The following is a 26,230-nucleotide window of genomic DNA, read 5'->3' on the forward strand; positions in this document are numbered from 1 at the left end:
TGAATAAGAGGCACAGTTTATCAGAGCAGTGGGGGAATGTCTGTAAACCCGGCGGCAAATAACCAACCGCGTGATAATGATAATCACGTATTACTGTGATGCTAAATTAGTACAGAACCAAAATTTGCTCCCACGGCAAGTAATAGATATTGGCACAAATCATCATCACCATAGAAATATAGGTAGCGGCCATGCCAGAACGACGCCAAAACCAATCGCGGTGGCGTAATGCATAATAATGACTAAGGCGACCAGCGAATAACATAATTCCACTAACGTGAACCAACCACACGTTAGCGCCGTTCATTTCCATAATCACCATCAAAATTAGCGCAATAGGAATATATTCCACGGCATTACCGTGAATACGAACCGCCATCTGCAACTCATAAAAGCCACCATCGCCAAACGGAACGCGATATTGGGTACGAAGCTTTACTACATCAAGAGACAGCTTAAATAATAGTAGTGCGCCCAGCACAGCATACAGTGCGCTAACCATTCATCACCCCACAGATATAATTTTTGCAACAGAATAATAACCGGATATAACAAAAAATTCCGCTATAAAGAAATAAGTTTAGCTTACTTACTATTTTATAAGATAAAAAATTTAATCATAAAGCCGAATTATTATCATTAAATTAAATTTTCAGCGAAGTAATTAATAGAATTGTGGATCAGACAGATGCAGGATCTTTGTTTGTAAGGATGCTAATGATGAGTTTTTAAAACGAGAGTGCTGTTTTTTTGTTCGTTTAAGCATAAATTAGTTTGAATCCGGGCGATGTCACCTGATGTAGCTCTTATCGGCAGTGATAATTTCCTTTATAATAACCGCCTTTTGGGTGGCGCTATGATTTAACCGTTTAGCCTCATCCTGATTGAATGAAATAACAAACGATCGGTATTCAGAATCATTATTATGCCTATTTATGAATATGAGTGTGGTGTTTGCCACCATCGTCTGGATAAATTACAGAAGTTAGCTGATGCCCCTTTGGTGGAATGCCCTAAGTGTGGTGAGTCAGCATTAGTTAAATTGGTCTCCCCCGGAAATTTCCATTTGAAAGGTTCCGGCTGGTATGCGAGTGAAGCCCCGCAAAGCCGTAAGAATACTTCATCAGATACCCCTTGTGCTGGGGCCTGTCAGGCGAATTGCCCGGGCGCAGCATTGGCTGAATAAAAGGATAGATCGTTATGCGTACTCATTATTGTGGACAGCTCAACACTACTCATGTTGGGCAAGAAGTAACCCTGTGCGGCTGGGTAAATCGTCGTCGTGACTTAGGCGGTTTAATTTTTATCGATATGCGTGACCGTGAGGGTATTGTACAGGTGTTTTTTGATCCTGATTGCAAAGCTGCATATGAGCAAGCCTCTGAGTTACGTAATGAGTATTGCATCCAAATCGTTGGAACCGTACGTGCCCGTCCTGAAAGTCAGGCAAACAAAGATATGGTAACCGGTGGCGTAGAAATCTTTGCTCATACCCTGAATATCATTAACCGTTCAGAACCACTGCCGCTGGATTCTAATCAAAACAATACTGAAGAACAGCGTCTGAAATATCGCTATTTGGATCTGCGTCGTCCGGAAATGGCTGAGCGTCTGAAAGCTCGTGCGCGCATTACTGCATTTGTTCGCCGCTATATGGACGGCAACGGCTTCCTGGATATTGAAACCCCAATGCTGACTAAAGCGACGCCGGAAGGTGCTCGTGACTATCTGGTGCCAAGCCGGGTACATAAAGGCAAATTCTATGCACTGCCTCAATCACCTCAGCTGTTTAAACAACTGCTGATGATGTCTGGTTTTGACCGCTATTATCAAATCGTGAAATGTTTCCGCGATGAAGATTTACGTGCAGACCGTCAGCCAGAATTCACCCAAATCGACGTTGAAACCTCATTTATGAGCGCAGAACAGGTTCGGGCCATTATGGAAAAAATGGTTCGCGAGCTGTGGACTGAAGTAAAAGGTGTTGATTTAGGTCAGTTCCCAAGTATGACTTTCGCTGAAGCCATGCGTCGTTACGGTTCTGACAAACCAGATCTGCGTAACCCAATGGAACTGGTTGACGTTGCTGATTTGCTAAAAGACGTCGATTTTAAAGTATTCTCTGGTCCGGCAAACGATCCTAAAGGCCGTGTTGCTGTACTTTGTGTACCTGGTGGCGCTCAACTAACTCGTAAGCAAATTGATGACTACACTCAATTTGTTTCGATTTATGGTGCTAAAGGTCTGGCCTGGATGAAGGTCAACGATCGTAATGGTGGAATGGATGGCGTACAGAGTCCGGTAGCTAAATTCCTCACGGCTGAAATAATTGAGTCGATGCTGGAACGTACTCAGGCAAAAGATGGTGACATCCTGTTATTTGGTGCTGATAGTTTTAAAGTAGCAACCGATGCTATGGGTGCGCTGCGACTGAAAGTGGGTCGTGACCTGAAGATCACTAATGAAGACAGTTGGGCTCCGCTGTGGGTTATCGATTTCCCAATGTTTGAAGATGATGGTGAAGGTGGTTTAACTGCCATGCATCATCCGTTTACTTCACCGAAAGAGATGACGCCTGAGCAACTGGTTGCCGATCCGGAATCAGCCATTGCCAATGCCTATGATATGGTACTGAATGGTTATGAAGTCGGTGGTGGTTCAGTTCGTATCTATAATGGTCAAATGCAACAAGCCGTATTTGGTATTCTGGGTATTAATGAACAGGAACAACGTGAGAAATTCGGATTTTTACTGGATGCGCTAAAATATGGCACACCACCACATGCGGGGATCGCATTTGGTCTGGACCGTTTAGTGATGTTGCTGACGGGTACTGAAAATATTCGTGACGTTATTGCCTTCCCGAAAACCACGGCAGCGTCCTGTCTGATGACTGAAGCACCAAGCTATGCTAATCCAGCGTCGCTGAAAGAACTGTCTATCAGTGTCGTGACAGAGAAGTCAGATAAGTAATATGAAGCAGTTTAAGCGCCCGGAATCTGTGCTGGTTGTGATTTACAGCCGTGATAGTGGTCGGGTGCTTATGTTACAACGTAACGACGATCCTGACTTTTGGCAATCGGTTACCGGTAGCCTTGAGGCGGGAGAGTCTACGGAACAAACGGCGCTACGAGAAGTCAGGGAAGAGGTTGGTATTGATATTCAGGCAGAAAATTTGATTCTGCAAGACTGTCAATGTAGCGTTGAATTTGAAATTTTTACACATTTTCGCCACCGTTATGCACCGGGTACTACGCATAATCTGGAACATTGGTTTTGTCTGGCACTACCCACAGAGCGTGAAGTTGAGTTGTCTGAGCATCATGCTTACCAGTGGCTGGATAAAACACAGGCTGCTCAACTAACAAAATCGTGGAGCAACCAACAGGCGATTGAAGAATTTGTTATTTCTCATTAAGCCTTAACCGGCTTTCGACTGGAGATTTTTTATGGCAGGTCATAGTAAATGGGCCAATACCAAGCATCGTAAAGCGGCACAAGATGCAAAACGCGGTAAAATTTTTACAAAAATCATTCGTGAGCTGGTAACAGCTGCCAAGTTAGGCGGTGGTGACCCAGGATCGAACCCGCGTTTACGTGCTGCTATCGATAAAGCATTATCAAACAACATGACGCGGGATACCCTAAACCGCGCCATTGCCCGCGGTGCGGGTGGTGATGACGATAACGATATGGAAACCATCATTTATGAAGGTTACGGCCCGGGCGGTACAGCAGTTATGGTTGAGTGTTTGAGTGATAACCGTAACCGTACCGTATCTGAGGTTCGCCATGCGTTTACTAAAACCGGTGGTAACCTGGGTACTGATGGCTCCGTTTCTTATCTGTTTACCAAGAAAGGCGTTATCTCTTATGCGGAAGGTGCCGATGAAGATGCGGTAATGGATGCAGCGTTAGAAGCCGGAGCAGACGACGTTGTTACTTATGATGATGGTGCTATCGATGTATTCACCACACCAGAAAGTTTTGGTGATGTGAAAGATGCACTGGATGCCGCTGGTCTGGTCTCTATCGCAGCAGAAGTCTCTCTGATTCCATCAACTAAAGCTGAACTGGATGCAGAAACTGCACCAAAACTGCTGCGTTTGATCGATATGCTGGAAGATTCCGATGACGTTCAAGAGGTTTACCACAATGGTGAAATCTCTGATGAGGTTGCGGCAACACTTTAATGGCCATCATTCTTGGCATTGACCCCGGCTCGCGAATTACTGGCTACGGCGTAATTCGTCAGCAGGGGCGTAAGTTAGAGTATCTCGGGAGCGGTTGCATTCGCACCGCTGTCGACGACCTTCCTACCCGCCTCAAGCTGGTCTATGCTGGCGTCAGTGAAATTATCACTCAGTTCCAACCTGATTTTTTTGCCATTGAGCAGGTATTTATGGCTCGCAATGCGGACTCCGCATTAAAGCTGGGCCAGGCGCGCGGCGCTGCAATTGTTGCGGCGGTGAATGCTGATTTACCCGTCTTTGAATATGCGGCGCGTCAGGTGAAGCAAACGGTAGTAGGGCATGGTGCGGCAGAAAAATCACAGGTACAGCATATGGTGAGAACCTTGCTTAAACTGACTGCTAACCCACAGGCAGATGCCGCCGATGCGCTGGCAATCGCCATTACTCACTGTCACTTGAGCCAGAATACCATTCGCATGGGCAATGCCAGATTAACGCTGGCCCGTGGTCGGGTTGGGGAATAATTGAGTGAAAAGCTGAAGCTAAGTGATGCAGCGATCAAATTAATAAAACAAAAGCTGGATATTTATCCAGCTTTTGTTATGTAATACGTGTATAAATAGAGACGTTAAGCGGCAGGCCACTTAAGATGAACTTTATCTTTAGTTTCTGCCCTGTGTAAGCCATAAGGAGCCTGAATCGTGATTGGTCGTTTACGTGGAGTTATTCTGGAAAAACAGCCCCCTGAAGTTCTGCTTGAGGTGAATGGTGTTGGTTATGAAGTATTTATGCCAATGAGCTGTTTCTATGAATTACCCGATCGGGGTCAGGAAGCCATTATCTTCACCCATTTTGTGGTGCGTGAAGATGCGCAATTACTGTATGGCTTTAATGATAAGCAGGAGCGGGCGCTGTTTCGCGAATTGATTAAAGTGAATGGCGTTGGGCCAAAACTGGCTCTGGCGATTCTCTCTGGTATGTCTGCCCAGCAGTTTGTTCATGCCGTAGAACAGGAACAAATTAGTACATTGGTTAAGTTGCCGGGTGTTGGTAAGAAAACCGCTGAACGCCTGGTGGTAGAAATGAAAGATCGCTTCAAAGGACTCAATGGCGATCTGTTTAACAACAATAACGACTTGCCTCCACTTAGCCCGTCGAAAAGCGCGGATAATGATGCAGAGTCGGAAGCGGTATCTGCACTGGTCTCTCTGGGTTATAAGCCACAGGAAGCCAGCCGACTGGTCAGCAAAGTGGTAACGCCGGGTGCCGATAGTGAAACCCTGATCCGTGAAGCATTGCGTTCTGCACTGTAAGTAGAAAGAGAAAAAGCATGATTGAAGCCGATCGTTTGATTTCACCCGTAGCGCAGTTTGAAGAAGAAGACCCTATCGACCGTGCGATGCGCCCTAAACTACTAAGTGAGTATGTTGGGCAGCCTCACGTTCGTGAACAGATGGAGATCTTTATTCAGGCCGCCAGATTACGAGGTGATGCGCTGGATCATCTGCTGATTTTTGGTCCTCCCGGCTTAGGTAAGACCACATTGGCTAATATCGTTGCCAATGAAATGGGGGTAAATCTGCGAACCACTTCAGGACCTGTTCTGGAAAAAGCAGGGGATCTGGCAGCGATGTTAACCAATCTGGAACCTCATGATGTGCTGTTTATTGATGAGATTCATCGTCTTTCGCCAGTAGTGGAAGAGATTCTGTATCCGGCAATGGAGGACTATCAGCTGGATATCATGATTGGTGAAGGTCCGGCTGCGCGTTCTATTAAAATTGATTTACCCCCGTTTACTCTGGTTGGCGCCACAACGCGTGCAGGTTCACTCACTTCGCCGTTACGCGATCGTTTTGGTATTGTGCAGCGTTTGGAGTTCTATCAGGTTGCCGATCTGGAATCGATTGTTTCACGTAGCGCTCAGTGTATGGATCTCAATTTGTCACAGGAAGGAGCCAATCAGATTGCCCGCCGGGCACGAGGAACACCGCGCATAGCTAACCGTCTGCTACGTCGGGTGCGTGATTTTGCCGAGGTTCGGGCAAATGGTGCCATTGATGGTGATGTGGCAACTCGGGCGCTGGATATGCTGGATGTCGACGCTGAAGGTTTTGATTTTATGGACCGTAAGCTATTACTGGCCATTATCGATAAATTTATGGGTGGTCCGGTTGGATTGGATAACCTTGCTGCCGCGATTGGGGAAGAGCGGGAAACTATCGAAGATGTTATCGAACCTTATCTGATTCAGCAGGGCTTCATTCAGCGCACGCCAAGAGGGCGCATGGCAACTCAACATGCCTATCAACATTTTGGCATTACCAGAGATGACGAACGGCGTTAATATTAACCGTCAGAAAAGATAAAAAAACCGGAGAACATAGCTCCGGTTTTTTATTGAGTCAGGTTGATTATCAATAATTATTGATACAGGCTCAGGTTCTCTTTTGCGTAAGCTTCAAAATCGGTGCAACCACCAATATGAACCTGATCGATAAAGATTTGAGGTACGGTTTCTACTGGTTTACCGACGGTTTTTTCCAGGTCGGCTTTAGTAATACCTTCTGCGTGAATATCAACATAGTTATAGCTGAAATCGTCACGTTCCTGACTTAATTTTTCTGCTAATTCTTTAGCACGAACACAATAAGGACACCCAGGACGTCCAAAAATCACAACAAACATGAATACTCCTTAAAATTTTTAGAATGTTCGGCTTTTCGCCGTTAGCCAATATGATAAAAACTGCCGATACTATGCCCGTCACAGGCAGTAAAAAAAAGCAGGAATTACCTGTCAGTTTGATAAATCTTACCTATCTGACACTAACTGCATAAATTTATAAAGAAAAATTTGTGTAAAAAAACATATAGCAGTCAGCCGCTGGGGAATCACTTTCTGTCAGAGGAGCTGTATATGTTACGATAACCCGTGTTTTAGCTACGTTGTCAGGTTACACCAACAAAAATCAGGACTTTCTATGACGCCAACTATCGATCTTATCTGCTCCCATCGTTCCATCCGTGCTTTTACCCCTCAACCGGTGACGGATGAACAGCGTCAGGCAATTATTCGGGCCGCGCAGTCAACATCAAGCTCCAGCTTTTTGCAATGCAGTTCGATCATTCGGGTAACCGACCGGGATTTGCGTTTGGCACTGGTGGAATACAGCGGTGGTCAAAAGCATGTGGCTCAGGCGGCAGAGTTTTGGGTGTTTTGTGCTGACTATCATCGCAATCAGGAAATCTGCCCTGAAGCTGAACTGGGATATGCAGAACAATTATTGTTAGGTGCGGTTGATACCGCCATGATGGCGCAAAATGCCTTAACGGCAGCAGAATCATTAGGGCTGGGTGGTGTGTATATCGGTGGGCTAAGAAATAATATCGCAGCAGTGACCGAGCTACTGCAACTGCCAAAACATGTATTGCCGCTGTTTGGCCTGTGTCTGGGTTATCCCGATCAACAGCCTGAACAGAAGCCTCGTTTGCCTGCGGAGATAGTAGTGCATGAAAATAACTATCAACCATTAAACCGGGAACTGCTGGCGCAATACGATGCCCATATTGTGGCTTATTACGAGGCTCGTTCAGAGAATAAAAAGCACGTTAGCTGGAGCGAACAAATAGCCGCTACGGTTCGTAAAGAGCGTCGTCCATTTATTCTGGACTATCTGCATAAGCAGGGTTGGGTAACCCGCTAAGTTAGCGAAATTGGTTATTGGATAGCTGGTATTGATAGCCAGCATCCGATAGCTTTTTGATGAGTGCATCCCGGTCAATCTCATAACTACTTACCAAATCGTCAAGGGATTCGAACTCATCTCTTAGTTTCATATTGATGAGGCTAAATAGCAGGTGGGGATCCATAGTTAAAAAGTTTCGACGTTGCATATTTTTTCCGGTGATGACGTAAAAACTCATAATAACTTACCTCATCAGGTAATAAATAGGGTAATATTCGTGCGTTATTGCACTTTCTTTTTGATTTACTGAGGACATACCATAATGGATAAGCTGATCGTCCCTGATCTGGCCCTAATGCGTAGTTGGCTTGAACAGTTGGGCATCGCCTTTTTCGAATGTGATTCTTGTCAGGCTTTACATTTACCATACCTGCAAAGCGTTGATGGTATTTTTGATGCCAAGGTCGATCTACTCGAAAATGTTATTTTATTCTCTGCTGTGGCGGAAATTCGTCCTGTGGCACTGATTCCTTTGGTTGCCGATCTCAGCCAAATTAATGCCTCATCATTAACCACTAAAGTATTTATTGATGTTCAGGATGACAACTTACCTAAGATGGTTATTTGTCAGTCTTTGAGTGCGGCTGCGGGTATCACATTAGAGCAGTTCCGTTTGCTACTGCAGGAAGCAGAAGAACAAACCACTCAAATTATTATGGAAGCCAGAGCCAATGAGCTACTGACTGTCAGTGATAACGAGCGTGAGACTGAAGATGATATTCAGGTGCTTCGTTCAATTACCCATACCATTCATTAATTTTTCCTATATCTGCTTAATCCAGTGTTCCGGAGTCCGTTCTGATGCAGTGCCAGCTTCATGCCGCAGGGCTTTGTTATTCATGCCAATGGATAGATAAACCCTATTCACAGCAACTGGAAGAGAAACAGCAAGGGCTGGCAATATTGCTGGATTCGATCCCCGTTGAGCAGTGGTGTATGCCGGTATCAGGTGTTGAGGCTGGCTTTCGCAATAAAGCAAAAATGGTGGTAAGCGGTAGTGTTGAACGTCCGATATTAGGGCTACCAGTTAAACAGGGTGAAGCGGTCGATTTGTGTGACTGTCCACTTTATCCTGAGTCTATGCGCAATGTGTTTCCATACCTCAAACAGTTTATTGCCCGGGCAGGATTAACACCCTATAACGTAGAACGTAAACGGGGCGAATTGAAATTTATTCTGCTTACTGAGAGTCAGTTCAATGGCGGATTAATGCTGCGTTTTGTGCTGCGTTCAGAAAATAAACTCCAACAGTTGCGCCAGGCTATACCCTGGTTACAGGCACAGTTACCTCAACTACAGGTTATATCGGCAAATATCCAACCGATTCACATGGCGGTGCTGGAAGGGGAACAGGAAATCATTCTCACTTCCCAGGATGCGTTAGAAGAACAGTTAAATCATATTCCGTTGTATATTCGGCCGCGCAGTTTTTTTCAGACTAATCCTGAAGTAGCAGAAAAGCTGTATGCCACCGCAAGAGAGTGGGTATCAACGTTGAATATTCACAGTATGTGGGATCTGTTCTGCGGTGTGGGGGGCTTTGGCCTTCATTGCGCGGCTAATTCTGAGATTAAACTGACGGGTATTGAAATCAGCGCGGAAGCTATTGAATGTGCTAAACGCTCGGCGGCTTCCATTGGATTGAATAATATTGAGTTTGATGCACTGGATTCAACTCAGTTTGCCCGTAGCAAACATCAACAGAATATTCCGGATCTGGTTCTGGTTAATCCACCGCGTCGGGGAATTGGTGAAGAGCTTTGTGAATATCTGAGTCAAATGTCCCCGGACTGGATACTTTATTCCAGCTGTAATGCGCAAACGATGACAAAAGATATTCATCAGCTTACCGGCTACCGGATAGTGAGGGTTCAACTGTTTGATATGTTCCCTCATACCGCGCATTATGAAGTTCTGACTTTACTACAACGTATTGAGACAAAATAAAGCCTTAGCGTTTATTCTCTTTATAGGGAATGCCTTCCAGCTCCAGCAGTGCTTTCTTCACGTGTAAACCACCAGAGTATCCGGTTAATGAATTATCTTTTCCCATCACCCGATGGCAGGGAAGAATAATAGCAATAGGATTAGCCCCTACGGCTCCACCCACCGCTTGTGCACCTTTAGGTTTATTGATCGCTGCGGCGATATCGCCATAGCTGACGACCTTTGCGTAATCAATAGATTTAAGCTGATGCCAGACGCTTTTTTGAAACTCTGAGCCTTCTGGCTCGCAAGGGATTAGGCTGAAATCTACTTTTTTACCGGCAAAATAATCAGTAAGAGTTTTAACCACTAAACAAATAATCGGATGCTGAGCATCGTCAATCCATGTGCTCTCCGGCTGGCGGCGCTCAACTTCATTTGGTAGCCAAAGCTGTCTCAGGGCAATATCGTCCGCCACGATACGCAATTGACCCACAGGGGAGAGATAGAGTTGATGATACATAGCAGGTTATCCTTTAACCGGAAACGAGAGAAAAAGTATATTAACACTGCGAAACTAAAAGTAAAAATGGCCTCATAAAGAGGCCATTTTTATGTCTGGGACAATGATTTATTGCGGAAACCACTTATGACTGATTTGCTGGTAGGTGCCGTCCTTTTTCACTGCTTCCAGCGCGGTGTTGATTTTATTCATCAGCTCAGCGTTATCCTGACGTACTGCAATACCTAAACCTGCACCAAAATAGGCTGGATCGGCAATATGCTCACCTAAAGTGACCAGCTCAGGGCTGGTTTTTAGCCATTCGTTCACCGCCGCAGTATCACCAAATACGGCATCCAGACGACCGTTCTTCAGGTCGATAACTGCAGTTTGGTAGCTATCATAAGGAACGGTTTTAATTTCAGGATGCTTTTCATTCATGTATTTCTGATGAGTGGAACCATTCTCCATACCCACTTTTTTGCCTTTCATCTGGTCAACAGAAGTAATGGTACCTTTACGTACAATAAGCACTGCAGAGTTAGCATAATAAGGCTGGCTAAACAGAACCTGTTTGCTACGTTCGGCGGTGATATCCATACCAGAAATTACCACATCATAACGACGGAATTTCAAAGCAGGGATCAGGCTATCAAACGCATGGTTGGAAAAAGTACATTCTGTTTTCATCTCTTTGCAAAGTGCTTTGGCCAGATCGATATCAAAACCTGCAATATTGCTGTCTTTATCCATAAACTCAAACGGAGGGTAAGTTGCAGATGATGCAAAACGGATGGGATCGGCTGCCTGAGCAGATAACGCGGCACCGGCTAATAACAGAATGGCTACAACTTTCTTCATGGTACAGACTCCGATAATAAAAAATGGCTATGAATATTTATTCGCATAAATCGAATATATATTCATTAAATATGAATAAGCAAGCAAAATCTTTATTAAAGATGAAAGAGATGAAAAAAGCGTCAGTTTAATCCTCCTGACATATCCAATCCTGAAACAGCTGCATCGCTGAAGTCAGACGTTTGGATTTCAGTCGGGTTAGCCAGTAGCTGCCCATATCGATCTCTGTTTTGAAGGGGCGGATAAGAACACCGGTTGTTAACTCTCGTTCAAACATTTTTGCTGGGGCCAGAGCGACCCCGACATTTTGTATGGCGGCCTCAACCATCAAACGAGAAGAATCGAAAATTATGCCATTTGGTCGCCATGGGCTGAGACCGGCGTGAATTAGCCAGCGCTCCCATTCTTCTTCACGGTAAGAGCGAAGAAGGGTTTCTTTCTCAAGATCGCCCGGTTCTGCCAGACGTTTAGCGGTCTCTGGCGAACATAACACCGTTAATGGAGCATCGAATAATAGCGTATTGTCACTGGTCGACCAGCTGCCTTCACCAAACCGAATGGCGAAATCCAAACCTTCGGCAGCAAGATTGACCACATTGTTATTGGTGAGTAATTTCAATTCAATGAAAGGGTATTTTTCACGGAATTTCCACAGTCTGGGAAGTAGCCAACCCACAGCAAAAGTACCTACGGTAGCAATCGTAAGTACCTCATGAAATTCTCCTCCTTCAAAACGTTTTAATACCGTCTGAATATGATCAAATGATTCAGTTAATACCGGAAGTAAAACCTGAGCTTGTTCAGTCATCTCCAGGCCACGGGGCAAACGTTTAAACAGGGCTGTGCCCAGTTGTGCTTCGAGCAAGCGAACCTGTTGGCTAACCGCTGCCTGAGTTACGTTTAATTCAAGCCCGGCACGGGTAAAGTTCAGATGTCTGGCTGAAGCTTCGAAAGCACGTAGCGCATTAAGAGGAAAAAAAGATCGCATTAATGAACACCTATAAGTTTTTCTTTACCCTTGGTGAAAATAACCTTGCTTGTGAATCGTTTTATAATGATTGATATTGCTCGGATTATCACTAATCCAAAGTATTAATAGAGCAGGGCATGATGATTAATACCTGTCATCATAGCGACTAATCTGGCTATGGTAATAGTATTTCTTTTGATAAGCGAATTACCCATTGAAGTGATAATGCATAACCATTTGAGAGAACGACTTTTGTAAAATATTTCATTTAACGAGACTAATATGACTAAAAATATGTTGCGTAAAAGCATGTTGGCAGTAGCCGCTTTTGTACCGTTTATCACATTTTCTACACCATTGTTGGCCGCTACAACCAACCAGACTTCAATGATCCAACAGAATCTGGCTGATTTAGAAAAAAGTACCGGTGGACGATTGGGCGTGGTTCTAATTAATACTGCGGATAATTCACAGATTATCTATCGCGGTGATGAGCGTTTCCCAATGTGCAGTACCAGTAAAATGATGGTAGTTGCAGGAGTATTAAAACAGAGTGAATCACAAAAAGGCCTTTTGGATCAGCAGGTGGATATTAAAAAGAAAGACCTGGTTAGTCATAGCCCGATTGCTGAAAAGCGTTTAAACAATAAAATGTCATTAGCAGAGCTGAGTGCCGCTACATTGAAATACAGTGATAACGCAGCAATGAATAAACTGATAGAACAGTTGGGTGGCCCCCAAAAAGCCACGGCGTTTGCGCGTTCTATTGGTGACCAATCATTTCGTTTAGATCGTACTGAACCAACGTTAAATACGGCAATTCCCGGTGATAAACGTGATACCACAACGCCGCTGGCTATGGCGGTCAGCCTGCAAAAATTGACCTTGGGAGAGGCGCTTGCTGCACCACAGCGTGCCCAACTGGTGGAGTGGCTAAAAGGAAATACTACCGGAGCCGCCAGTATTCGTGCTGGATTACCGGCTGAATGGGTGGTAGGCGATAAAACGGGTAGCGGTTCTTATGGCACTACTAATGATATTGCTGTTATCTGGCCAAAAGATAAAGCCCCCCTAATTCTGGTTACTTATTTTACCCAGAATGAAAAAAATGCTAAATCTCGTAGAGAAGTTTTAGCGTCAGCAGCAAAAATCGTCACATAGGGCCTCTGATCTTTGATATTAAACAGGATGGGTGTTGAACATTGAGCAGACAAATGATGACGTTGTCGGATGGGATAACCAGATTACGCGACTATGTAACCCTTTGGCAGCTTACTGAAGACGGTGAGCCGTTCTACACCCATTCCAACTGTCTGCAGCGAGTTTACTATGGTAACAGACGGGCAATGCTAAAAATTCCTCTGTCAGCAGAAGAGCGAAGAGGCTCAGGGTTAATGATAGGGTGGAATGGTCAGGGTGCAGCGCAGGTATTGAAGCAGGATCATGACGCTATATTGCTTGAGTATCTGTCAGGAGAACAATCGCTGCTTGAGATGGCCATCGGTGGGCAAGATGATCAGGCAACCCGGATAATTTGTCAGGTAACCAATCGGCTACATGCACAGCAAATACCTTCTTATTCCGGATTAGTTTCTCTGCCTGAGTGGTTTAAATCACTCTCTTTGGCTGCAAAAAGTCAGAGCGGAATTTTTAGCAGAGCTGAATCTATTGCGTGTCGATTATTTTCACAACCGCAGGATACAAGGATTCTTCATGGTGATATTCATCATGGAAATATTCTGGATGCAGGAGAGAGAGGATGGCTGGCAATTGATCCCAAGGGATTATCAGGTGAACGAGGATTTGATTTCGCCAATATCTTTTGTAATCCTCGGGCAGATATTGCTACCAATCCACAACGATTTAGCCGACGTCTGGAAATAGTAAGCGAAACAGCAAATATCGAGTGTAATCGACTGTTGGCATGGATTATTTCGTGGTCGGCACTTTCGGCAGCCTGGTTTATTGAGGATGGTGAAAACCCGGAAACGCCATTGGCTGTTGCAAGGCTGGCGCTTGATGAACTGAGAGATAGAGATTTTTAGTCTGGTTGATATAAAAATCCCGGCTGATAGGCGCCGGGATTTTTATTAGCCAAATACGTGCAGCATTATCTTGCTACAGAACCCCACAGGTCGTATTCGTCAGCATTTTCGATAGTGACTTGAACAATGTCGCCCACTTTAACCTGGCGTTCTTCATTCAGATAAACCACACCGTCAATTTCTGGTGCATCAGCCATACTGCGGCCAATAGCGCCTTCTTCATCAATTTCATCAATAATAACCGGCAACGTCAGGCCAATTTTGTCCTGTAAGCGTTGGGCAGAAATTTGTTGTTGCAGCTGCATAAAGCGATGGAAGCGCTCTTCTTTTATCTCTTCCGGTACCTGATCGGCAAGTTCATTGGCGGCTGCACCTTCAACCGGGCTGTATTTAAAACAACCTACGCGATCCAGCTTAGCTTCACGCAAGAAGTCCAGCAGCATTGCGAAATCTTCTTCTGTTTCACCAGGGAAGCCAACAATAAAGGTGGAGCGCAGCGTTAATTGAGGACAGATTTCTCTCCAGCGTTTAACTCGCTCCAGCGTGCGTTCTACTGAACCAGGACGTTTCATCGCCTTCAGAATTTTTGGGCTGGCGTGCTGCAGAGGAATATCCAGATAAGGCAGAATCTTGCCAGCGGCCATCAATGGAATAACATCATCCACGTGTGGATAAGGGTAGACATAGTGTAAACGCACCCAAATTCCCATAGTGGAAAGTTGCTCACACAGGCTTACCATATCAGTTTTAACCGGCTGACCATTCCAGAAACCGGTACGATGTTTAACATCCACACCGTAAGCTGAAGTATCTTGTGAAATAACCAGCAGTTCTTTTACACCAGCATCGACTAAACGTTTTGCTTCATCCAACACTGAGCCAATCGGGCGACTGTCCAGATCTCCCCGCATGGAAGGAATAATGCAGAAGGTACAACGATGATTACAGCCTTCGGATATTTTCAGATAAGCATAATGTTTAGGGGTCAACTTAACACCCTGAGCAGGAACCAGACTGGTAAAAGGATTGTATTCTGGTTTTGGCGCATAGGTATGAACGTGAGCTAATACTTGTTCATAACTATGGGGACCAGTGATTTCCAGCACCTTAGGATGGACTTCACGGATCTGATCTTCTTTTGCACCCAAACAGCCCGTTACGATAACTTTGCCGTTTTCGGTTAATGCTTCCCCAATGGCTTCCAGAGATTCTTGCACTGCGCCCTCAATAAAGCCGCAGGTATTAACGATAACCAGATCGGCACCTTCGTAACTTGGAACCACCTGATAACCTTCAGTGCGCAATTCCGTGAGGATACGCTCTGAATCGACCAGATTTTTAGGGCAGCCTAAAGAAATAAATCCGACTGTTGGAGCATGAGGTGTTGTAGTTTGGGGCATTATGAAAAACTCATTGATTTAGTAATTCAGCCGTATATCGATTTGTCGATATTTGCAGCTGTTAGCGACTGGGATGGAATTCTACCGATGTCGGAGCCAAAATTATATAGCCAGCTGCGGTGATTTGCTGGTAGATAGCTGTAGTAGTTTAGAAGATCGGGCAGATAAAACCAGAATATTTGAGTTTCAAAATAAATCAGAATGAGATGAGCATGATAATGAATGGTAATTCAACTTGTTTGTTGAGTTTATTTTAAATTTTAACAACTCAATAGATTTTCATTTTAAATAGTTATAGATCTTGATTTTCATTTTAACTAATAAGTGTTGCTCATCTGTTGATTAATAAATAATCAAAAGTAACTGGTATTAGGGGAATATCAGGTATAGCAAGGATTTCATGGTTATCATTTTTGCATAAAGTGGCAGGGCATTGCTCAGACTTCATCAGTTATCGCCCATGTAATGGGATGTATCAAGTATTCACCCACTGATTCGTGGACGTTTTTTATTCTAAAATGTGTGGATCTATAATGATACTTTGGTATCATTACTCATCTGATTTATTACCTGTCTATTAATTTTCAAACGCATTAAATAATATTAATTACTCTTATCCTGGATAGGATATGGTTGCAAATATAAAAGGGATTGTTTTGAACAACACATTTAATTATTCAAAATCAAACGGTAAACATTCTGATTATGCGTTTAAAAAGAAACGCATTGCGCTAGCCGTTATTGCCGGAGCCTTCTCCACTCTCTCTGCTACCTTTCCGCAATCCGTTAATGCAAATGGCAGTAACATCATACTTCATCACGATCAAGAGATGACCATTGATACAGAAATGGACATCAGGCCAACTAATGTATCAAGTACCGGCCGCGTTCTGATTGGATTTGAAGAGTATATAAAAGAAGGATCTAATGGAACGCTTACCGTTACAGAAAACGGTATTCTTACTGCCAGACTTATCAACCTTGCCCGTAATCCAAACTCTTATGCGGTAATGAATGTTGAAAAGGGCGGTAAAGTCCAGGTCATTAATACCAGTTATGCTTATCCAATGGCGATTGGTGGTGATGGCGGAACAACTAACTCCGTTGGGGCTGTTGGCATACTGAATATTACCGGACCAGGGAGTGAAGTTATAGTTACACCATTAAACCAATCGCTTTCTCTGGGGAGCGGTGAGGTTTCAATTGGTAGTAATGGTGCCACTGGTTATCTGAATATCACTGATGGCGGAAAGTTTAGCGTCAGAGATAATGATGGCACAGGTAGAGGTGTTGGAATATATATTGGTAGCCGTGGCGCTAATACCACCAAAGGTTATGTGACGGTTGATGGCACGGGTAGTGAGTTTTATGCTGAAAATAGAATCCTTGTTGGTACCTACAACCAGGGAATACTAACGGTTACTAATGGCGGAACTGTAAAAGCGGACTCCTATATTAGCGTTGGTCGCGTGGAAAATATTCAGGGTGAAAGCCTGCTTTCTATTACCGGAAACAATTCATTAGCACAGGCAGAGAATATCTATATTGGTGAAGGTAACAAGAGCCAAAGCGCGATTGTTGTAGCTGATGGTGGAACCCTGACCAGTGAAAATAATATTCATATTTCCAGATACGCAGGCTCTCTTGGTGAATTAATTGTTGGTGGACGAGCCGGTGAAAGTGCACTGGCGGCTGGTACTGTTAATGCCAATATCATTCAATTTGGTCAGGGTAGTTTTGTTGGTGACGGTAAGATTACCCTTAATCATACCAATGATGATTATCAACTGGGAGCCGCTATTGTTGGTCAGGGCGCCATTAATGTTCTGAGTGGTAATACAGAATTGACTGCCGATAACAGCGGTTTTACCGGTAAGTTCACCATTGAAAACGACGGAACTCTGACGGCTCAACAGCAGCAAAATTTGAGTAATGTCGCTATCTCGAATAATGGCACGTTGACCCTTCTCGGTAATAGCGATTGGGAACTGATTAACCGGATTTCAGGCAATGGCCTGATTAACGTTGATACTGATAATAATCAGTTTAGCTTTGCTGACAATACCAATAGTGCTTTTACCGGGACGGTAGCACTAAACAATACTCGCTTTGCGCTTGATTCGCTGAACGCTCCACAAAATCTTCAGTTTTTGCAAGGGACAACACTACAACTTAATCATGGTAGTCAGGCAACCGTTGGAGTTGGGGCTCAGTCCATTGGCGGACTGACGTTTAATGGCGGTCAGTTGTCTTTTGACTCCACTATCACTCCGGGAGAACTGCTATCTTCAAATTGGGTAGAAACTGATGCTAATAGCGTTTTGGATATTAGCGGTGCAGGTTCTGTACAGGTCTCCATGCCTTCGGCTGTACCTAACGACATCCCGGTGATTAACGGCAATAAATCGTTATTAGAGCAGGATGATGAACAGACTCTGGTGATGTTGATTAAAGCCAATGGCAGTGTTTCCGGAACCGGTGGTCAGCTTGATCTGATTGATGAGAACGGTAACGCGATCAGCAATGCCCAGCTGTTGGATGTATCTCAAAATGGGAGTGTGGTTGCCAAAGGAACTTACGATTTCCAGTTAAGCAGCGGCACAAACAATGACGGTCTGTATATTGGTTATGGATTGAAACAGTTGGAACTGCAGGGCAGTGGTGATAATGCGCTGATCCTGACACCTGATGCGGGCTCTATTGGCTTAGCAACCGACTTACGCGCTAAACTAACCGGAAGTGGCGATTTGGCCATTGATGCCGTGAGCCAAACCGTTTCATTATCCAATGGGGGTAATGACTACACGGGTGAAACCTTTATTCGTCAGGGTGTATTGTCGCTGGCAAATAATAACGTGCTGGGGCAGACATCTCACCTACAGCTGGATGCAGATACTCAAGTGTTGATGAATAACTATCAACAGTCAGTGGGTAAGCTCAGTACGGCGGTTGACAGTCAGGTCAATCTTAGTGATGGCAGCCAGCTTACTATTACTTCAGCACAACGAACTGTTGGTGATAATTATGGTGGTCTGATTGCTCAGGACACACTGGTCGGAACGGGCAGCCTGATATTGGATAGTAGTGCCGTCGTAGTGAATGGTACCAATGAACAGTACAGCGGTGATGTAACGCTGAACAACAGCTCATCCATTGCTTTGGATCAGGTGAATGGCCTTGGAGCAACAGGAAAAATTACTCTGACTGGGGCTGATGATAAATTAACGTTATCCATTACACCGGATAGTGCCGTGCCGACGCATGCCTTTACTCGTACTCTGGCGGGCCAGGGCGTGGTGTCTCTGCAAGACAGCACTGATATTACGCCGGATGCAGATAACAGCGGATTTAGTGGTCTGTTTGCAGTAGCTCAGAATTCCACATTACGCGCCGTTAGCGCTTCCCAATTGGGGAGCGCCAGTATCGATAATCAGGGTGAACTTTACCTGACGGCCAATAATAGCTGGGTGCTGGAAAATGATATCTATGGTAACGGTGACCTGTACAAGCAGGGCGCTTCCATGATGATCGTCAACCGCGATCTAACCTATACCGGTAATACAACGGTAGAAGATGGCACTCTGGTGATTGGTGACAATACGGATTCAACGGGTGCACTTTCTGCCAGCGCACAAGTGAAGGTGCTATCAGGTGCAGTACTTGGTGGTAGCGGTAATGTTGGCGGATATATTGATAACGCCGGTACGGTTTCTGCTTTGAATGCATTATCAGGGTATGAATCTGCTGCGGCCAGTCACTTTACCGTTGGCGGTCTCAACAACAGCGGTACCATTCTTTTGGCTGGCGGGACTACCGGCAACCGACTGAATATTAATGGTAATTATGCCGGAAATGACGGTAGCCAGTTAATTATTAATACCCAACTGGGCGATGACAGCTCAGTAACGGATAAATTAGTCATTAGTGGTGACAGTGCAGGAGCTACCGACCTGATAGTCAATAACGTTAATGGTGCCGGTGCAGCAACCCAAAATGGTATTCAGGTTGTGAACGTTAACGGTGCATCAAACGGTGAGTTTAAATTGGCTAACCGTGCGGTAGCCGGTGCTTATGAATACTTGCTGTATAAAAATGGCACGATTGCAGAAGATGGGCACTGGTACCTGCGTAATACCACCGAAGAGCAGTCTGGTGGTGAGGATAATGGCAATGGCGCTAAGCCTGAAGAAGTCACGCCAGACGAAGGTACATCGATTTATCGTCCGGAAGCGGGTAGCTATATTGCCAATATGGCTGCGGCTAAAACCATGTTTAACCTGCGTCTGGAAGATCGTGAAGGTCGCGCAGAAAACAGCAGTATGTGGTTGCGTCAGTCAGGTAGCCATAATCGCCAGCGTGAATCATCCGGGCAATTACGTACTACTACCAATAGCTATGTTATACAAGGCGGTGGTGAAATTCTGTCTCATCAGTTTGGTGAACAGGATCGTTTAGGCTTAGGGGTGATGCTGGGATACGGTAATGCCAGCAGTAAAACGCGTTCTACCTTTACCGGTTATCATTCCAAAGGTCGTGTTGATGGTTATACCGCAGGGGTTTATGGCACCTGGTATCAGGATGCTAAAACCTTAAATGGTCTGTATCTGGATAGCTGGTTGCAATACAGCTGGTTGGATGCTTCAGTCAATGGTGAGAAGTTGTCACAGGAAGACTATGACATTAAGGGATACAGTGCATCACTGGAAGGTGGTTATCGTCTTCCGGTTTATCAGGGCCTAAATGGTAATGTATTTATCACGCCTCAGGCTCAAGTCATCTTTAATGCATTGGACATTAACGATTATCGTGAAGCAGGTGGTACCGATGTTCGCTCCAGCGGTAAAGACAATGTTCAAACCCGTTTAGGGCTAAAAGTTTCCCGTGAAGGCGTTCATGATAAAGACAAGGGAACCAATAAACTGTTTACCATCTATGCCGCACTTAACTGGTTGTATAACAGTGAGTTGACCGGTGTTTATATGAACGATGTGCGTCTGGAGCAGGTTGGCAGCCGTAATATTGGTGAACTGAAACTGGGTGCTGAAGGGCAAATAAACAGCCATCTTAATCTGTGGAGCAATGTGGCTCAGCAAATGGGTGGTGATGGTTACAGTGATACCTCCGTTAACTTTGGTATTAAGTACCGTTTCTGATTAGCCATAGCGATAAAAAAGGCAGCCTTTTGGCTGCCTTTTTCAATTTATAGAGACGATAACTTATTTAACAATAGAACCATCAGGGCGCTTCAGGTCTTTACGGTCACGCCAGTTGGTAATAACCGTTGGTAATGCAGCCTGAATAGCAATCAGAACAAACCAGATAATCCAGCCCAGAATTTTCATTACCGTATAAAAAGAGAATCCGGATGCATCAAACCCATCAACGGGCTTAATTGAGATAATGTTCTTGAACATATGAACCATATTAAAACGCCAGCCGTAGTGAACTACGCGGGTGATTTGATTGGCATCGTTAGCAGATTGAGCCTGGGCTTGAATATCAGCGCTATTAAATTTGAAATACCATGGGAAGCTCCACCCGGTATCTTCATTGCGGTAAACCATAATCTTTTTATTTTCGTTGATAGTATAAATGTAATACACATCACGAGTTGGGCCATCAGCCGGGTTTTCTGCCGAAATTGGGCCATCATTATCAACGCGTTTAACTTCAGAACCGGTGATTTTAACAATATCAGTTGAAGGCAGATAAAAGCTGCAAAGAAGGGCAGTACCAATAGCAAAACAGACCAGATAACCGATAAATATTTTCTTGATTAATGACATAAGAATCACGCTTCCCTATGAGTTTGGGGGTAATGCACTTCTTACATTGTATGTCATTGCGTAATGACATGCATGAACAAATCGTGAGAGTGACTGAATTACAGGCAATAAAAAACCCGATAAGTATGAAACGTAAAAATGACTTATCGGGTCAACCTCAATGAGGGAGTTCTAAAGTAAAGCAGTGGCACTATTTAAGACGTGAATACGTTGAAATAGTTCATCACGTAAGCAAGATTTTTTTCACTTTTTTTACACTATTAGATAATGCCATGATTTATATGTAATTATTCTATAGCAAACTTGGCCAAATGATAATGATTAATGAACCGGCCAGCGTTAGTAATACGTTAGCAATCGCATAGGTACCCGCATATCCCAAAGCTGGAATATTGCTACGGGAAGTATCGCTAATAATTTCCATTGCAGGAGCACAGGTTCTGGCACCCATAATGGCACCAAATAACAGGGCACGGTTCATGCGTAGAACATAGGCACCAAACAGGTAGCAAATAACTACAGGAACCAGGCTAACCAATAAACCGGCAACCAGCATTTGACCACCAACCAGTCCCAGATTGTTGCCGATGCCGCTACCGGCACTTAATCCGACACCTGCCATAAATACCATCAATCCGAACTCTTTGACCATATTGAGGGCACCCTGAGGAATATAGCCAAAGGTTGGGTGATTAGCCCGCATAAAGCCCAGCATAATGCCAGAGAACAGCAGACCAGCAGCATTACCAATACCAAATGAAAAGTTACTGAACTGGAAAGTGATCTGACCAATCATCAAACCAAGAATAAAGAAGGCACAGAAGGCCAGCAGATCGGTAACCTGACTATGGATAGAGATAAAACCAATACGTTCCGCAACGCTTTTAACCCGATGAGCATCACCGCTGATTTGCAGAACATCACCCGCATTCAGCACAATATTATCATCAATAGGCATCTCAATCTGGCTGCGGATAACCCGGTTCAGGAAGCAACCATGGTCAGTCAGGTTAATTTGGCTCAGACGTTTGCCTACTGCATTATTGTTTTTGACCACAATCTCTTCGGTAACAATACGCATATCCAGCAAATCGCGCTCGAATACCTCTTTACCATTGCGAAAACTGGGATCTAATCGGGCATGGGCGTCAGGATAACCCACCAGTGAAATCTCATCATTGACTTGTAAAACCGCATCACCATCAGGCGAGGCGATAATACCGTTACGGCGAATCTTTTCGATATAACAACCCGTCTGGCGATAGATACCCAACTCACGCAGGTTTTTACCCGCTGCCCATGCCACCAGCTCCGGTCCTACACGATAGGCGCGAATCACCGGCAGATAAACCTTACGCTGACTATCATGATCCAGACCACGCTCTCTGGCAATTTGCTGGGCACAGGTAGATAAATCCTGTCGCTGTAGTTTTGGCATATAGCGAGCAGCAAAGATTAAGCTAACCAGGCCAATCAGATAAGTCAGGGCATAACCCAGACTGAGGTGATCCTGAGCGGTAGCTAATAGGGCGGCATCCGATGTGGTATGGCGTAACGTATCACCTGCGCCTACCAGTACCGGTGTTGAAGTCATCGATCCGGCCAGCATACCGGCGGTGAGGCCGATATCCCACTTAAGGAATTTACCCAATCCCAGTGCAATGCACATAGCACTACCAACCAGAACCAGTGCCAGTAAAAAATAGTTTTTTCCATCACGAAAGAAGATAGCAAAGAAGTTTGGACCGGCTTCAACACCCACACAGAAGATGAACAGCATAAAGCCCAGACTTAAGGCTTCGGTGTTAATCGTAAAATGCTGATAGCCTAATAATAAGGAGATAACCAGTACGCCAATCGATCCGCCCAGTTGAACCGAACCCAGCCGAATTTTCCCTAAACACAAGCCTAATGCTAATACTACGAACAGCAAAAGAATGTAGTTACTGTTTAGCAGGCTGATAATATCAATATTCACAATGTTAACTTTACGTCATTTGCAATGGAGGAATAGTGAATTCATCTTTAGAATTCACATAAAAAAGAGTCTTGCACTGACGAAAAATCTGCCATCTGCAAGACCTTTATATTTCTGACGGGCTATTTTAAAGCTTATTACCGTATCATTCATACTAAAAAATACGACTTTACCTCACGAGATCAATAAATTTATATTCTCTTTATTTCTCATAAGATTAATCAGATTGTCTTTTCATCAGACTGAGTATGAACAGACAGCAAGAGCAAAGCACCACTGAAGGGCCTGCTGGCGTATCGTGGAAAGCGGAAAGGGTTAAACCACCGGTTACGGCAATAATGCCAATAATAACCGCAAAGCCAGCCATTTGTTCTGGTGTTCTGGAGAATCTGCGCGCCGTAGCAGCAGGAATAATCAGTAATGAGGTGATAATCAGAGCTCCAACAAATTTCATTGCCAGACCAATGGTTAGTGCTGTAACCAGCATCAACAACAGGCGAACCCTTTCAGGATTAATACCGTCAACATGTGCCAGTTCAGGATTGATGGTGACAGATAATAATGAACGCCATTGCCACCATAAAATTGCCAGTACCACAATTACACCCGCACCAATCATCCACAGGTCATTAATGGTGACAGATAGCAGGTCACCAAACAGATAAGCCATCAGGTCAACGCGTACGTTCGACATTAAACTGATAGTAACCAAACCTAAAGACAGGGCACTATGGGCTAAAATTCCTAGTAGCGTATCCACCGCAAATTGAGGGCGGCGCTCCAGCCATACCAGACCAACAGCTAACAGTAGAGTAATGGCAATCACCGCGTAAAACGGATTAATGTTCAATAACAGGCCAAAGGCTACACCCAATAAAGATGAATGGGCGAGTGTATCGCCAAAATAGGACATCCGACGCCAAACAACAAAAGAGCCTAAAGGACCCGCCGCCAGGGCCAGCAATACGCCCGCCATCCAGCCTGGAAATAACAGTTCTATCATGCTTTATTACTGCCTGAAGTTTTAAGAACAATACGACCCTGTAGGTCATGTTGATGATTATGCCGGTGATGGTAGACCGCTAACTGTCTGGCACCACGATGGCCAAACATAGCAATAAACTCCGGATGTTCTGAGACAGCCTCCGGTGCTCCAGAACAGCAAATATGCTGATTAAGGCACAATACTTCATCAGTTTTTGCCATCACTAAATGCAGATCGTGAGAAACCATTAATACCGCACAATTCAGTTCAGTTCGTAGCTTCTCAATCAGGTCATATAACGCCAGTTGTCCATTAACATCAACCCCCTGAGTCGGTTCATCCAGTACCAGCAATTGAGGGCGATTTAATAAAGCCCTTGCCAGTAAAACGCGTTGGGTTTCCCCACCAGAGAGTTTCTGCATCGGCATTTTTACTAAATGTTTGGCCTGAACGCGGCTGAGGGCTGGCAGAATATCTTCTTTCTTTACCCCAGGACGCAGGCGCATAAAGCGCTCAACGGTTAGTGGCAAGGTAGGGTCAAGGTGCAATTTCTGCGGTACATAGCCAATACGTAAATCTTTGGGGCAGCTAATCTTCCCTGAGGCAGGTGAGACCAGCCCCAAAACAACACGGACCAGCGTTGATTTACCCGCACCGTTAGGGCCGAGCAGGGTAAGGATCTGCCCTTCATTCAAGGTCAGTGAAACATCGGACAGAACTTTCCGGCTACCGAAAACAACAGAAATATGTTCTAACTTAAGCAAACTGGACATTTTTCATTTTTCTTGCAGAATTCAAGATGTGTTATATTATAACATATCAAAGGCAATTACTATTCAAATGAGATTAGAACAAATGCAGCAAACAGCAAATACAAAATGGTTTAACCGCATGATTTTGGCAGGAACATTATTAACAGCAGGTGTTGCTATTAACGCGTCAGCCGCCGTTTTAACCTCAACAAAACCGCTGGGTTTTATTGCATCAGCCATTACCGAAGGGATAATGCCGGTAGAAGTACTGCTTCCGGATGGTGCATCGCCGCATGATTATGCGCTTCGTCCATCAGATGTCCAGAAAATACGCTCAGCGGACCTGGTGGTATGGATAGGCCCGGATATGGAAGCTTTTCTGACTAAACCATTGCAACAGGTGAATGAAAAGAAACAAATTCCGTTAGCCACGCTGGACTCAGTAAAACCATTATTGATTAAAGGCAATGAAGATGACGATCATGAAGAAGGGCATCAGGAACAACACATTGATAACGCTCATAATCATGACGAACATGACCATCACCATGGTGACTACAATATGCACATTTGGATGTCGCCGGATATAGCAAAACAATCCGCAATTGCAATTCATCACAAATTATTGGAACTTATGCCACAAAATAAGGACAAACTAGATGCTAATCTTAGTCAGTTCGAGAAACAACTAGAGCTGACAAAAGAAAATATTGCTAATATAATGCAGCCGTTGCGTGGCAAAGGATATTTTGTTTTCCATGACGCTTATAATTATTTTGAGAAAACATTCGGTTTAACCCAATTAGGGCACTTTACAATAAACCCCGAAATCCAGCCCGGAGCGCAACGTTTACACAATATACGAACACAGTTGGTTGAGCATAAAGCGGTATGCGTTTTTGCTGAGCCACAATTTCAGCCAGCCGTCATAAATGCTGTCGCCCAAGGGACGAATGTCCGCATCGGAACACTGGATCCGTTAGGCAGCAAAGTAACGTTAGGTAAAGATAGCTATGTACAGTTTTTAACTGAGCTATCCCAACAGTTTACGAGCTGTCTGGAGTAACAGAACGAGGAATTCGAG

The 26,230-nt window shown here is 44.5% G+C and carries 25 protein-coding genes; 14 read left to right on the forward strand and 11 right to left on the reverse strand.

Annotation, left to right across the window (positions count from 1 at the left end; all coding sequences use genetic code 11):
- Nucleotides 1-106: 106 nt before the first annotated feature.
- Nucleotides 107-502: an MAPEG family protein gene (locus GOL65_RS01580; protein ID WP_140918488.1), complete on the reverse strand. Its 396-nt coding sequence runs from the start codon at nucleotides 500-502 to the stop codon at nucleotides 107-109.
- A gap of 423 nt (nucleotides 503-925) precedes the next feature.
- Here GOL65_RS01580 and GOL65_RS01585 point away from each other — a divergent pair, with 423 nt between their 5' ends.
- The 7 genes from GOL65_RS01585 to ruvB all read left to right on the forward strand — a co-directional run bounded on the left by GOL65_RS01585 (nucleotide 926) and on the right by ruvB (nucleotide 6,540).
- Nucleotides 926-1,186, forward strand: a complete 261-nt coding sequence (locus GOL65_RS01585; RefSeq protein WP_140918489.1) for an FmdB family zinc ribbon protein — start codon at nucleotides 926-928, stop codon at nucleotides 1,184-1,186.
- A gap of 14 nt (nucleotides 1,187-1,200) precedes the next feature.
- The gene (gene aspS / locus GOL65_RS01590) at nucleotides 1,201-2,973 is read left to right on the forward strand and encodes an aspartate--tRNA ligase (RefSeq protein ID WP_140918490.1); all 1,773 of its coding nucleotides are present in this window, start codon (nucleotides 1,201-1,203) and stop codon (nucleotides 2,971-2,973) included.
- A 1-nt stretch (nucleotide 2,974) separates the two neighbouring features.
- Nucleotides 2,975-3,418 carry a dihydroneopterin triphosphate diphosphatase gene (nudB, locus tag GOL65_RS01595; protein WP_140918491.1) on the forward strand — a complete coding sequence of 148 codons (444 nt, stop codon included), beginning with the start codon at nucleotides 2,975-2,977 and terminating at the stop codon, nucleotides 3,416-3,418.
- 31 nt (nucleotides 3,419-3,449) lie between these two features.
- On the forward strand, nucleotides 3,450-4,193 hold the full coding sequence (locus GOL65_RS01600) for a YebC/PmpR family DNA-binding transcriptional regulator (RefSeq protein ID WP_140918492.1): 744 nt from the start codon (nucleotides 3,450-3,452) through the stop codon (nucleotides 4,191-4,193).
- Nucleotides 4,193-4,717 (forward strand): crossover junction endodeoxyribonuclease RuvC, encoded by a 525-nt coding sequence (ruvC, locus tag GOL65_RS01605; RefSeq protein ID WP_140918493.1) that lies wholly within the window; start codon nucleotides 4,193-4,195, stop codon nucleotides 4,715-4,717. Before GOL65_RS01600 ends, ruvC begins: the two co-directional genes overlap by 1 nt.
- A 177-nt stretch (nucleotides 4,718-4,894) precedes the next feature.
- On the forward strand, nucleotides 4,895-5,506 hold the full coding sequence (gene ruvA / locus GOL65_RS01610) for a Holliday junction branch migration protein RuvA (protein ID WP_140918494.1): 612 nt from the start codon (nucleotides 4,895-4,897) through the stop codon (nucleotides 5,504-5,506).
- Between the two features lie 17 nt (nucleotides 5,507-5,523).
- Nucleotides 5,524-6,540, forward strand: a complete 1,017-nt coding sequence (ruvB, locus tag GOL65_RS01615; RefSeq protein WP_140918495.1) for a Holliday junction branch migration DNA helicase RuvB — start codon at nucleotides 5,524-5,526, stop codon at nucleotides 6,538-6,540.
- Between the two features lie 77 nt (nucleotides 6,541-6,617).
- On the opposite strand, the gene GOL65_RS01620 is transcribed toward ruvB, so the two are convergent.
- Nucleotides 6,618-6,881, reverse strand: coding sequence for a GrxA family glutaredoxin (locus GOL65_RS01620; protein WP_108899566.1), 264 nt, complete (start codon nucleotides 6,879-6,881; stop codon nucleotides 6,618-6,620).
- Between the two features lie 295 nt (nucleotides 6,882-7,176).
- Here GOL65_RS01620 and nfsA point away from each other — a divergent pair, with 295 nt between their 5' ends.
- Nucleotides 7,177-7,899, forward strand: a complete 723-nt coding sequence (nfsA, locus tag GOL65_RS01625) for an oxygen-insensitive NADPH nitroreductase (RefSeq protein WP_140918496.1) — start codon at nucleotides 7,177-7,179, stop codon at nucleotides 7,897-7,899.
- Nucleotide 7,900: 1 nt separating this feature from the next.
- On the opposite strand, the gene GOL65_RS01630 is transcribed toward nfsA, so the two are convergent.
- Nucleotides 7,901-8,119 carry a DUF4250 domain-containing protein gene (locus GOL65_RS01630; RefSeq protein ID WP_228397812.1) on the reverse strand — a complete coding sequence of 73 codons (219 nt, stop codon included), beginning with the start codon at nucleotides 8,117-8,119 and terminating at the stop codon, nucleotides 7,901-7,903.
- 84 nt (nucleotides 8,120-8,203) lie between these two features.
- Between GOL65_RS01630 and GOL65_RS01635 the strand changes: the two genes are divergently transcribed.
- Entirely contained in the window at nucleotides 8,204-8,698 is a 495-nt protein-coding gene (locus GOL65_RS01635; RefSeq protein ID WP_140918497.1) for a type III secretion system chaperone family protein, read from the forward strand.
- A 44-nt stretch (nucleotides 8,699-8,742) separates the two neighbouring features.
- Nucleotides 8,743-9,888 (forward strand): 23S rRNA (uracil(747)-C(5))-methyltransferase RlmC, encoded by a 1,146-nt coding sequence (gene rlmC / locus GOL65_RS01640; RefSeq protein ID WP_140918498.1) that lies wholly within the window; start codon nucleotides 8,743-8,745, stop codon nucleotides 9,886-9,888.
- Between the two features lie 4 nt (nucleotides 9,889-9,892).
- Here rlmC and GOL65_RS01645 read toward each other — a convergent pair whose 3' ends face one another.
- The 3 genes from GOL65_RS01645 to GOL65_RS01655 form a co-directional block, all read right to left on the reverse strand.
- Nucleotides 9,893-10,390: a methylated-DNA--[protein]-cysteine S-methyltransferase gene (locus GOL65_RS01645; RefSeq protein WP_140918499.1), complete on the reverse strand. Its 498-nt coding sequence runs from the start codon at nucleotides 10,388-10,390 to the stop codon at nucleotides 9,893-9,895.
- A 108-nt stretch (nucleotides 10,391-10,498) separates the two neighbouring features.
- Nucleotides 10,499-11,230, reverse strand: coding sequence for an arginine ABC transporter substrate-binding protein (artJ, locus tag GOL65_RS01650; protein ID WP_140918500.1), 732 nt, complete (start codon nucleotides 11,228-11,230; stop codon nucleotides 10,499-10,501).
- 127 nt (nucleotides 11,231-11,357) lie between these two features.
- Nucleotides 11,358-12,218: a LysR family transcriptional regulator gene (locus GOL65_RS01655; RefSeq protein ID WP_140918501.1), complete on the reverse strand. Its 861-nt coding sequence runs from the start codon at nucleotides 12,216-12,218 to the stop codon at nucleotides 11,358-11,360.
- A gap of 264 nt (nucleotides 12,219-12,482) precedes the next feature.
- Here GOL65_RS01655 and bla point away from each other — a divergent pair, with 264 nt between their 5' ends.
- On the forward strand, nucleotides 12,483-13,361 hold the full coding sequence (gene bla, locus GOL65_RS01660; protein ID WP_140918502.1) for a class A beta-lactamase: 879 nt from the start codon (nucleotides 12,483-12,485) through the stop codon (nucleotides 13,359-13,361).
- A 53-nt stretch (nucleotides 13,362-13,414) separates the two neighbouring features.
- Nucleotides 13,415-14,245 (forward strand): aminoglycoside phosphotransferase family protein, encoded by an 831-nt coding sequence (locus GOL65_RS01665; protein WP_228723032.1) that lies wholly within the window; start codon nucleotides 13,415-13,417, stop codon nucleotides 14,243-14,245.
- A 65-nt stretch (nucleotides 14,246-14,310) separates the two neighbouring features.
- Here GOL65_RS01665 and rimO read toward each other — a convergent pair whose 3' ends face one another.
- Nucleotides 14,311-15,645, reverse strand: coding sequence for a 30S ribosomal protein S12 methylthiotransferase RimO (gene rimO, locus GOL65_RS01670; RefSeq protein ID WP_140918503.1), 1,335 nt, complete (start codon nucleotides 15,643-15,645; stop codon nucleotides 14,311-14,313).
- Nucleotides 15,646-16,274: 629 nt separating this feature from the next.
- On the opposite strand from rimO, the gene GOL65_RS01675 reads away from it, so the two are divergent.
- Entirely contained in the window at nucleotides 16,275-20,798 is a 4,524-nt protein-coding gene (locus tag GOL65_RS01675; protein WP_140918504.1) for an autotransporter outer membrane beta-barrel domain-containing protein, read from the forward strand.
- Nucleotides 20,799-20,861: 63 nt separating this feature from the next.
- Here GOL65_RS01675 and GOL65_RS01680 read toward each other — a convergent pair whose 3' ends face one another.
- The 4 genes from GOL65_RS01680 to znuC all read right to left on the reverse strand — a co-directional run bounded on the left by GOL65_RS01680 (nucleotide 20,862) and on the right by znuC (nucleotide 25,167).
- Entirely contained in the window at nucleotides 20,862-21,431 is a 570-nt protein-coding gene (locus GOL65_RS01680) for a DUF1523 family protein (protein ID WP_130591452.1), read from the reverse strand.
- 292 nt (nucleotides 21,432-21,723) lie between these two features.
- Nucleotides 21,724-23,409: an aspartate:alanine antiporter gene (locus GOL65_RS01685; protein ID WP_140918505.1), complete on the reverse strand. Its 1,686-nt coding sequence runs from the start codon at nucleotides 23,407-23,409 to the stop codon at nucleotides 21,724-21,726.
- Between the two features lie 217 nt (nucleotides 23,410-23,626).
- Complete coding sequence (gene znuB / locus GOL65_RS01690) at nucleotides 23,627-24,412, reverse strand: zinc ABC transporter permease subunit ZnuB (protein ID WP_140918506.1); 786 nt, start codon at nucleotides 24,410-24,412, stop codon at nucleotides 23,627-23,629.
- A complete protein-coding gene (gene znuC, locus GOL65_RS01695; protein ID WP_140918507.1) occupies nucleotides 24,409-25,167 on the reverse strand; it encodes a zinc ABC transporter ATP-binding protein ZnuC in 759 nt (252 codons plus the stop codon). The genes znuB and znuC overlap by 4 nt, the downstream gene beginning before the upstream one ends.
- A 67-nt stretch (nucleotides 25,168-25,234) precedes the next feature.
- Here znuC and znuA point away from each other — a divergent pair, with 67 nt between their 5' ends.
- Nucleotides 25,235-26,212 (forward strand): zinc ABC transporter substrate-binding protein ZnuA, encoded by a 978-nt coding sequence (gene znuA, locus GOL65_RS01700; RefSeq protein WP_228723033.1) that lies wholly within the window; start codon nucleotides 25,235-25,237, stop codon nucleotides 26,210-26,212.
- Nucleotides 26,213-26,230: the final 18 nt, after the last annotated feature.

The organism is Limnobaculum xujianqingii (genome assembly GCF_013394855.1).
Taxonomy (GTDB): domain Bacteria; phylum Pseudomonadota; class Gammaproteobacteria; order Enterobacterales; family Enterobacteriaceae; genus Limnobaculum; species Limnobaculum xujianqingii.

Coding starts and splice junctions, on each gene's coding strand:
- GOL65_RS01580 (WP_140918488.1), bottom strand. CDS start 502: ATGGTTAGCGCACTGTATGCTGTGCTGGGCGCACTACTATTATTTAAG.
- GOL65_RS01585 (WP_140918489.1), top strand. CDS start 926: ATGCCTATTTATGAATATGAGTGTGGTGTTTGCCACCATCGTCTGGAT.
- aspS (WP_140918490.1), top strand. CDS start 1,201: ATGCGTACTCATTATTGTGGACAGCTCAACACTACTCATGTTGGGCAA.
- nudB (WP_140918491.1), top strand. CDS start 2,975: ATGAAGCAGTTTAAGCGCCCGGAATCTGTGCTGGTTGTGATTTACAGC.
- GOL65_RS01600 (WP_140918492.1), top strand. CDS start 3,450: ATGGCAGGTCATAGTAAATGGGCCAATACCAAGCATCGTAAAGCGGCA.
- ruvC (WP_140918493.1), top strand. CDS start 4,193: ATGGCCATCATTCTTGGCATTGACCCCGGCTCGCGAATTACTGGCTAC.
- ruvB (WP_140918495.1), top strand. CDS start 5,524: ATGATTGAAGCCGATCGTTTGATTTCACCCGTAGCGCAGTTTGAAGAA.
- GOL65_RS01620 (WP_108899566.1), bottom strand. CDS start 6,881: ATGTTTGTTGTGATTTTTGGACGTCCTGGGTGTCCTTATTGTGTTCGT.
- nfsA (WP_140918496.1), top strand. CDS start 7,177: ATGACGCCAACTATCGATCTTATCTGCTCCCATCGTTCCATCCGTGCT.
- GOL65_RS01630 (WP_228397812.1), bottom strand. CDS start 8,119: ATGAGTTTTTACGTCATCACCGGAAAAAATATGCAACGTCGAAACTTT.
- GOL65_RS01635 (WP_140918497.1), top strand. CDS start 8,204: ATGGATAAGCTGATCGTCCCTGATCTGGCCCTAATGCGTAGTTGGCTT.
- rlmC (WP_140918498.1), top strand. CDS start 8,743: ATGCAGTGCCAGCTTCATGCCGCAGGGCTTTGTTATTCATGCCAATGG.
- GOL65_RS01645 (WP_140918499.1), bottom strand. CDS start 10,390: ATGTATCATCAACTCTATCTCTCCCCTGTGGGTCAATTGCGTATCGTG.
- artJ (WP_140918500.1), bottom strand. CDS start 11,230: ATGAAGAAAGTTGTAGCCATTCTGTTATTAGCCGGTGCCGCGTTATCT.
- GOL65_RS01655 (WP_140918501.1), bottom strand. CDS start 12,218: ATGCGATCTTTTTTTCCTCTTAATGCGCTACGTGCTTTCGAAGCTTCA.
- bla (WP_140918502.1), top strand. CDS start 12,483: ATGACTAAAAATATGTTGCGTAAAAGCATGTTGGCAGTAGCCGCTTTT.
- GOL65_RS01665 (WP_228723032.1), top strand. CDS start 13,415: ATGATGACGTTGTCGGATGGGATAACCAGATTACGCGACTATGTAACC.
- rimO (WP_140918503.1), bottom strand. CDS start 15,645: ATGCCCCAAACTACAACACCTCATGCTCCAACAGTCGGATTTATTTCT.
- GOL65_RS01675 (WP_140918504.1), top strand. CDS start 16,275: ATGGTTGCAAATATAAAAGGGATTGTTTTGAACAACACATTTAATTAT.
- GOL65_RS01680 (WP_130591452.1), bottom strand. CDS start 21,431: ATGTCATTAATCAAGAAAATATTTATCGGTTATCTGGTCTGTTTTGCT.
- znuB (WP_140918506.1), bottom strand. CDS start 24,412: ATGATAGAACTGTTATTTCCAGGCTGGATGGCGGGCGTATTGCTGGCC.
- znuC (WP_140918507.1), bottom strand. CDS start 25,167: ATGTCCAGTTTGCTTAAGTTAGAACATATTTCTGTTGTTTTCGGTAGC.
- znuA (WP_228723033.1), top strand. CDS start 25,235: ATGAGATTAGAACAAATGCAGCAAACAGCAAATACAAAATGGTTTAAC.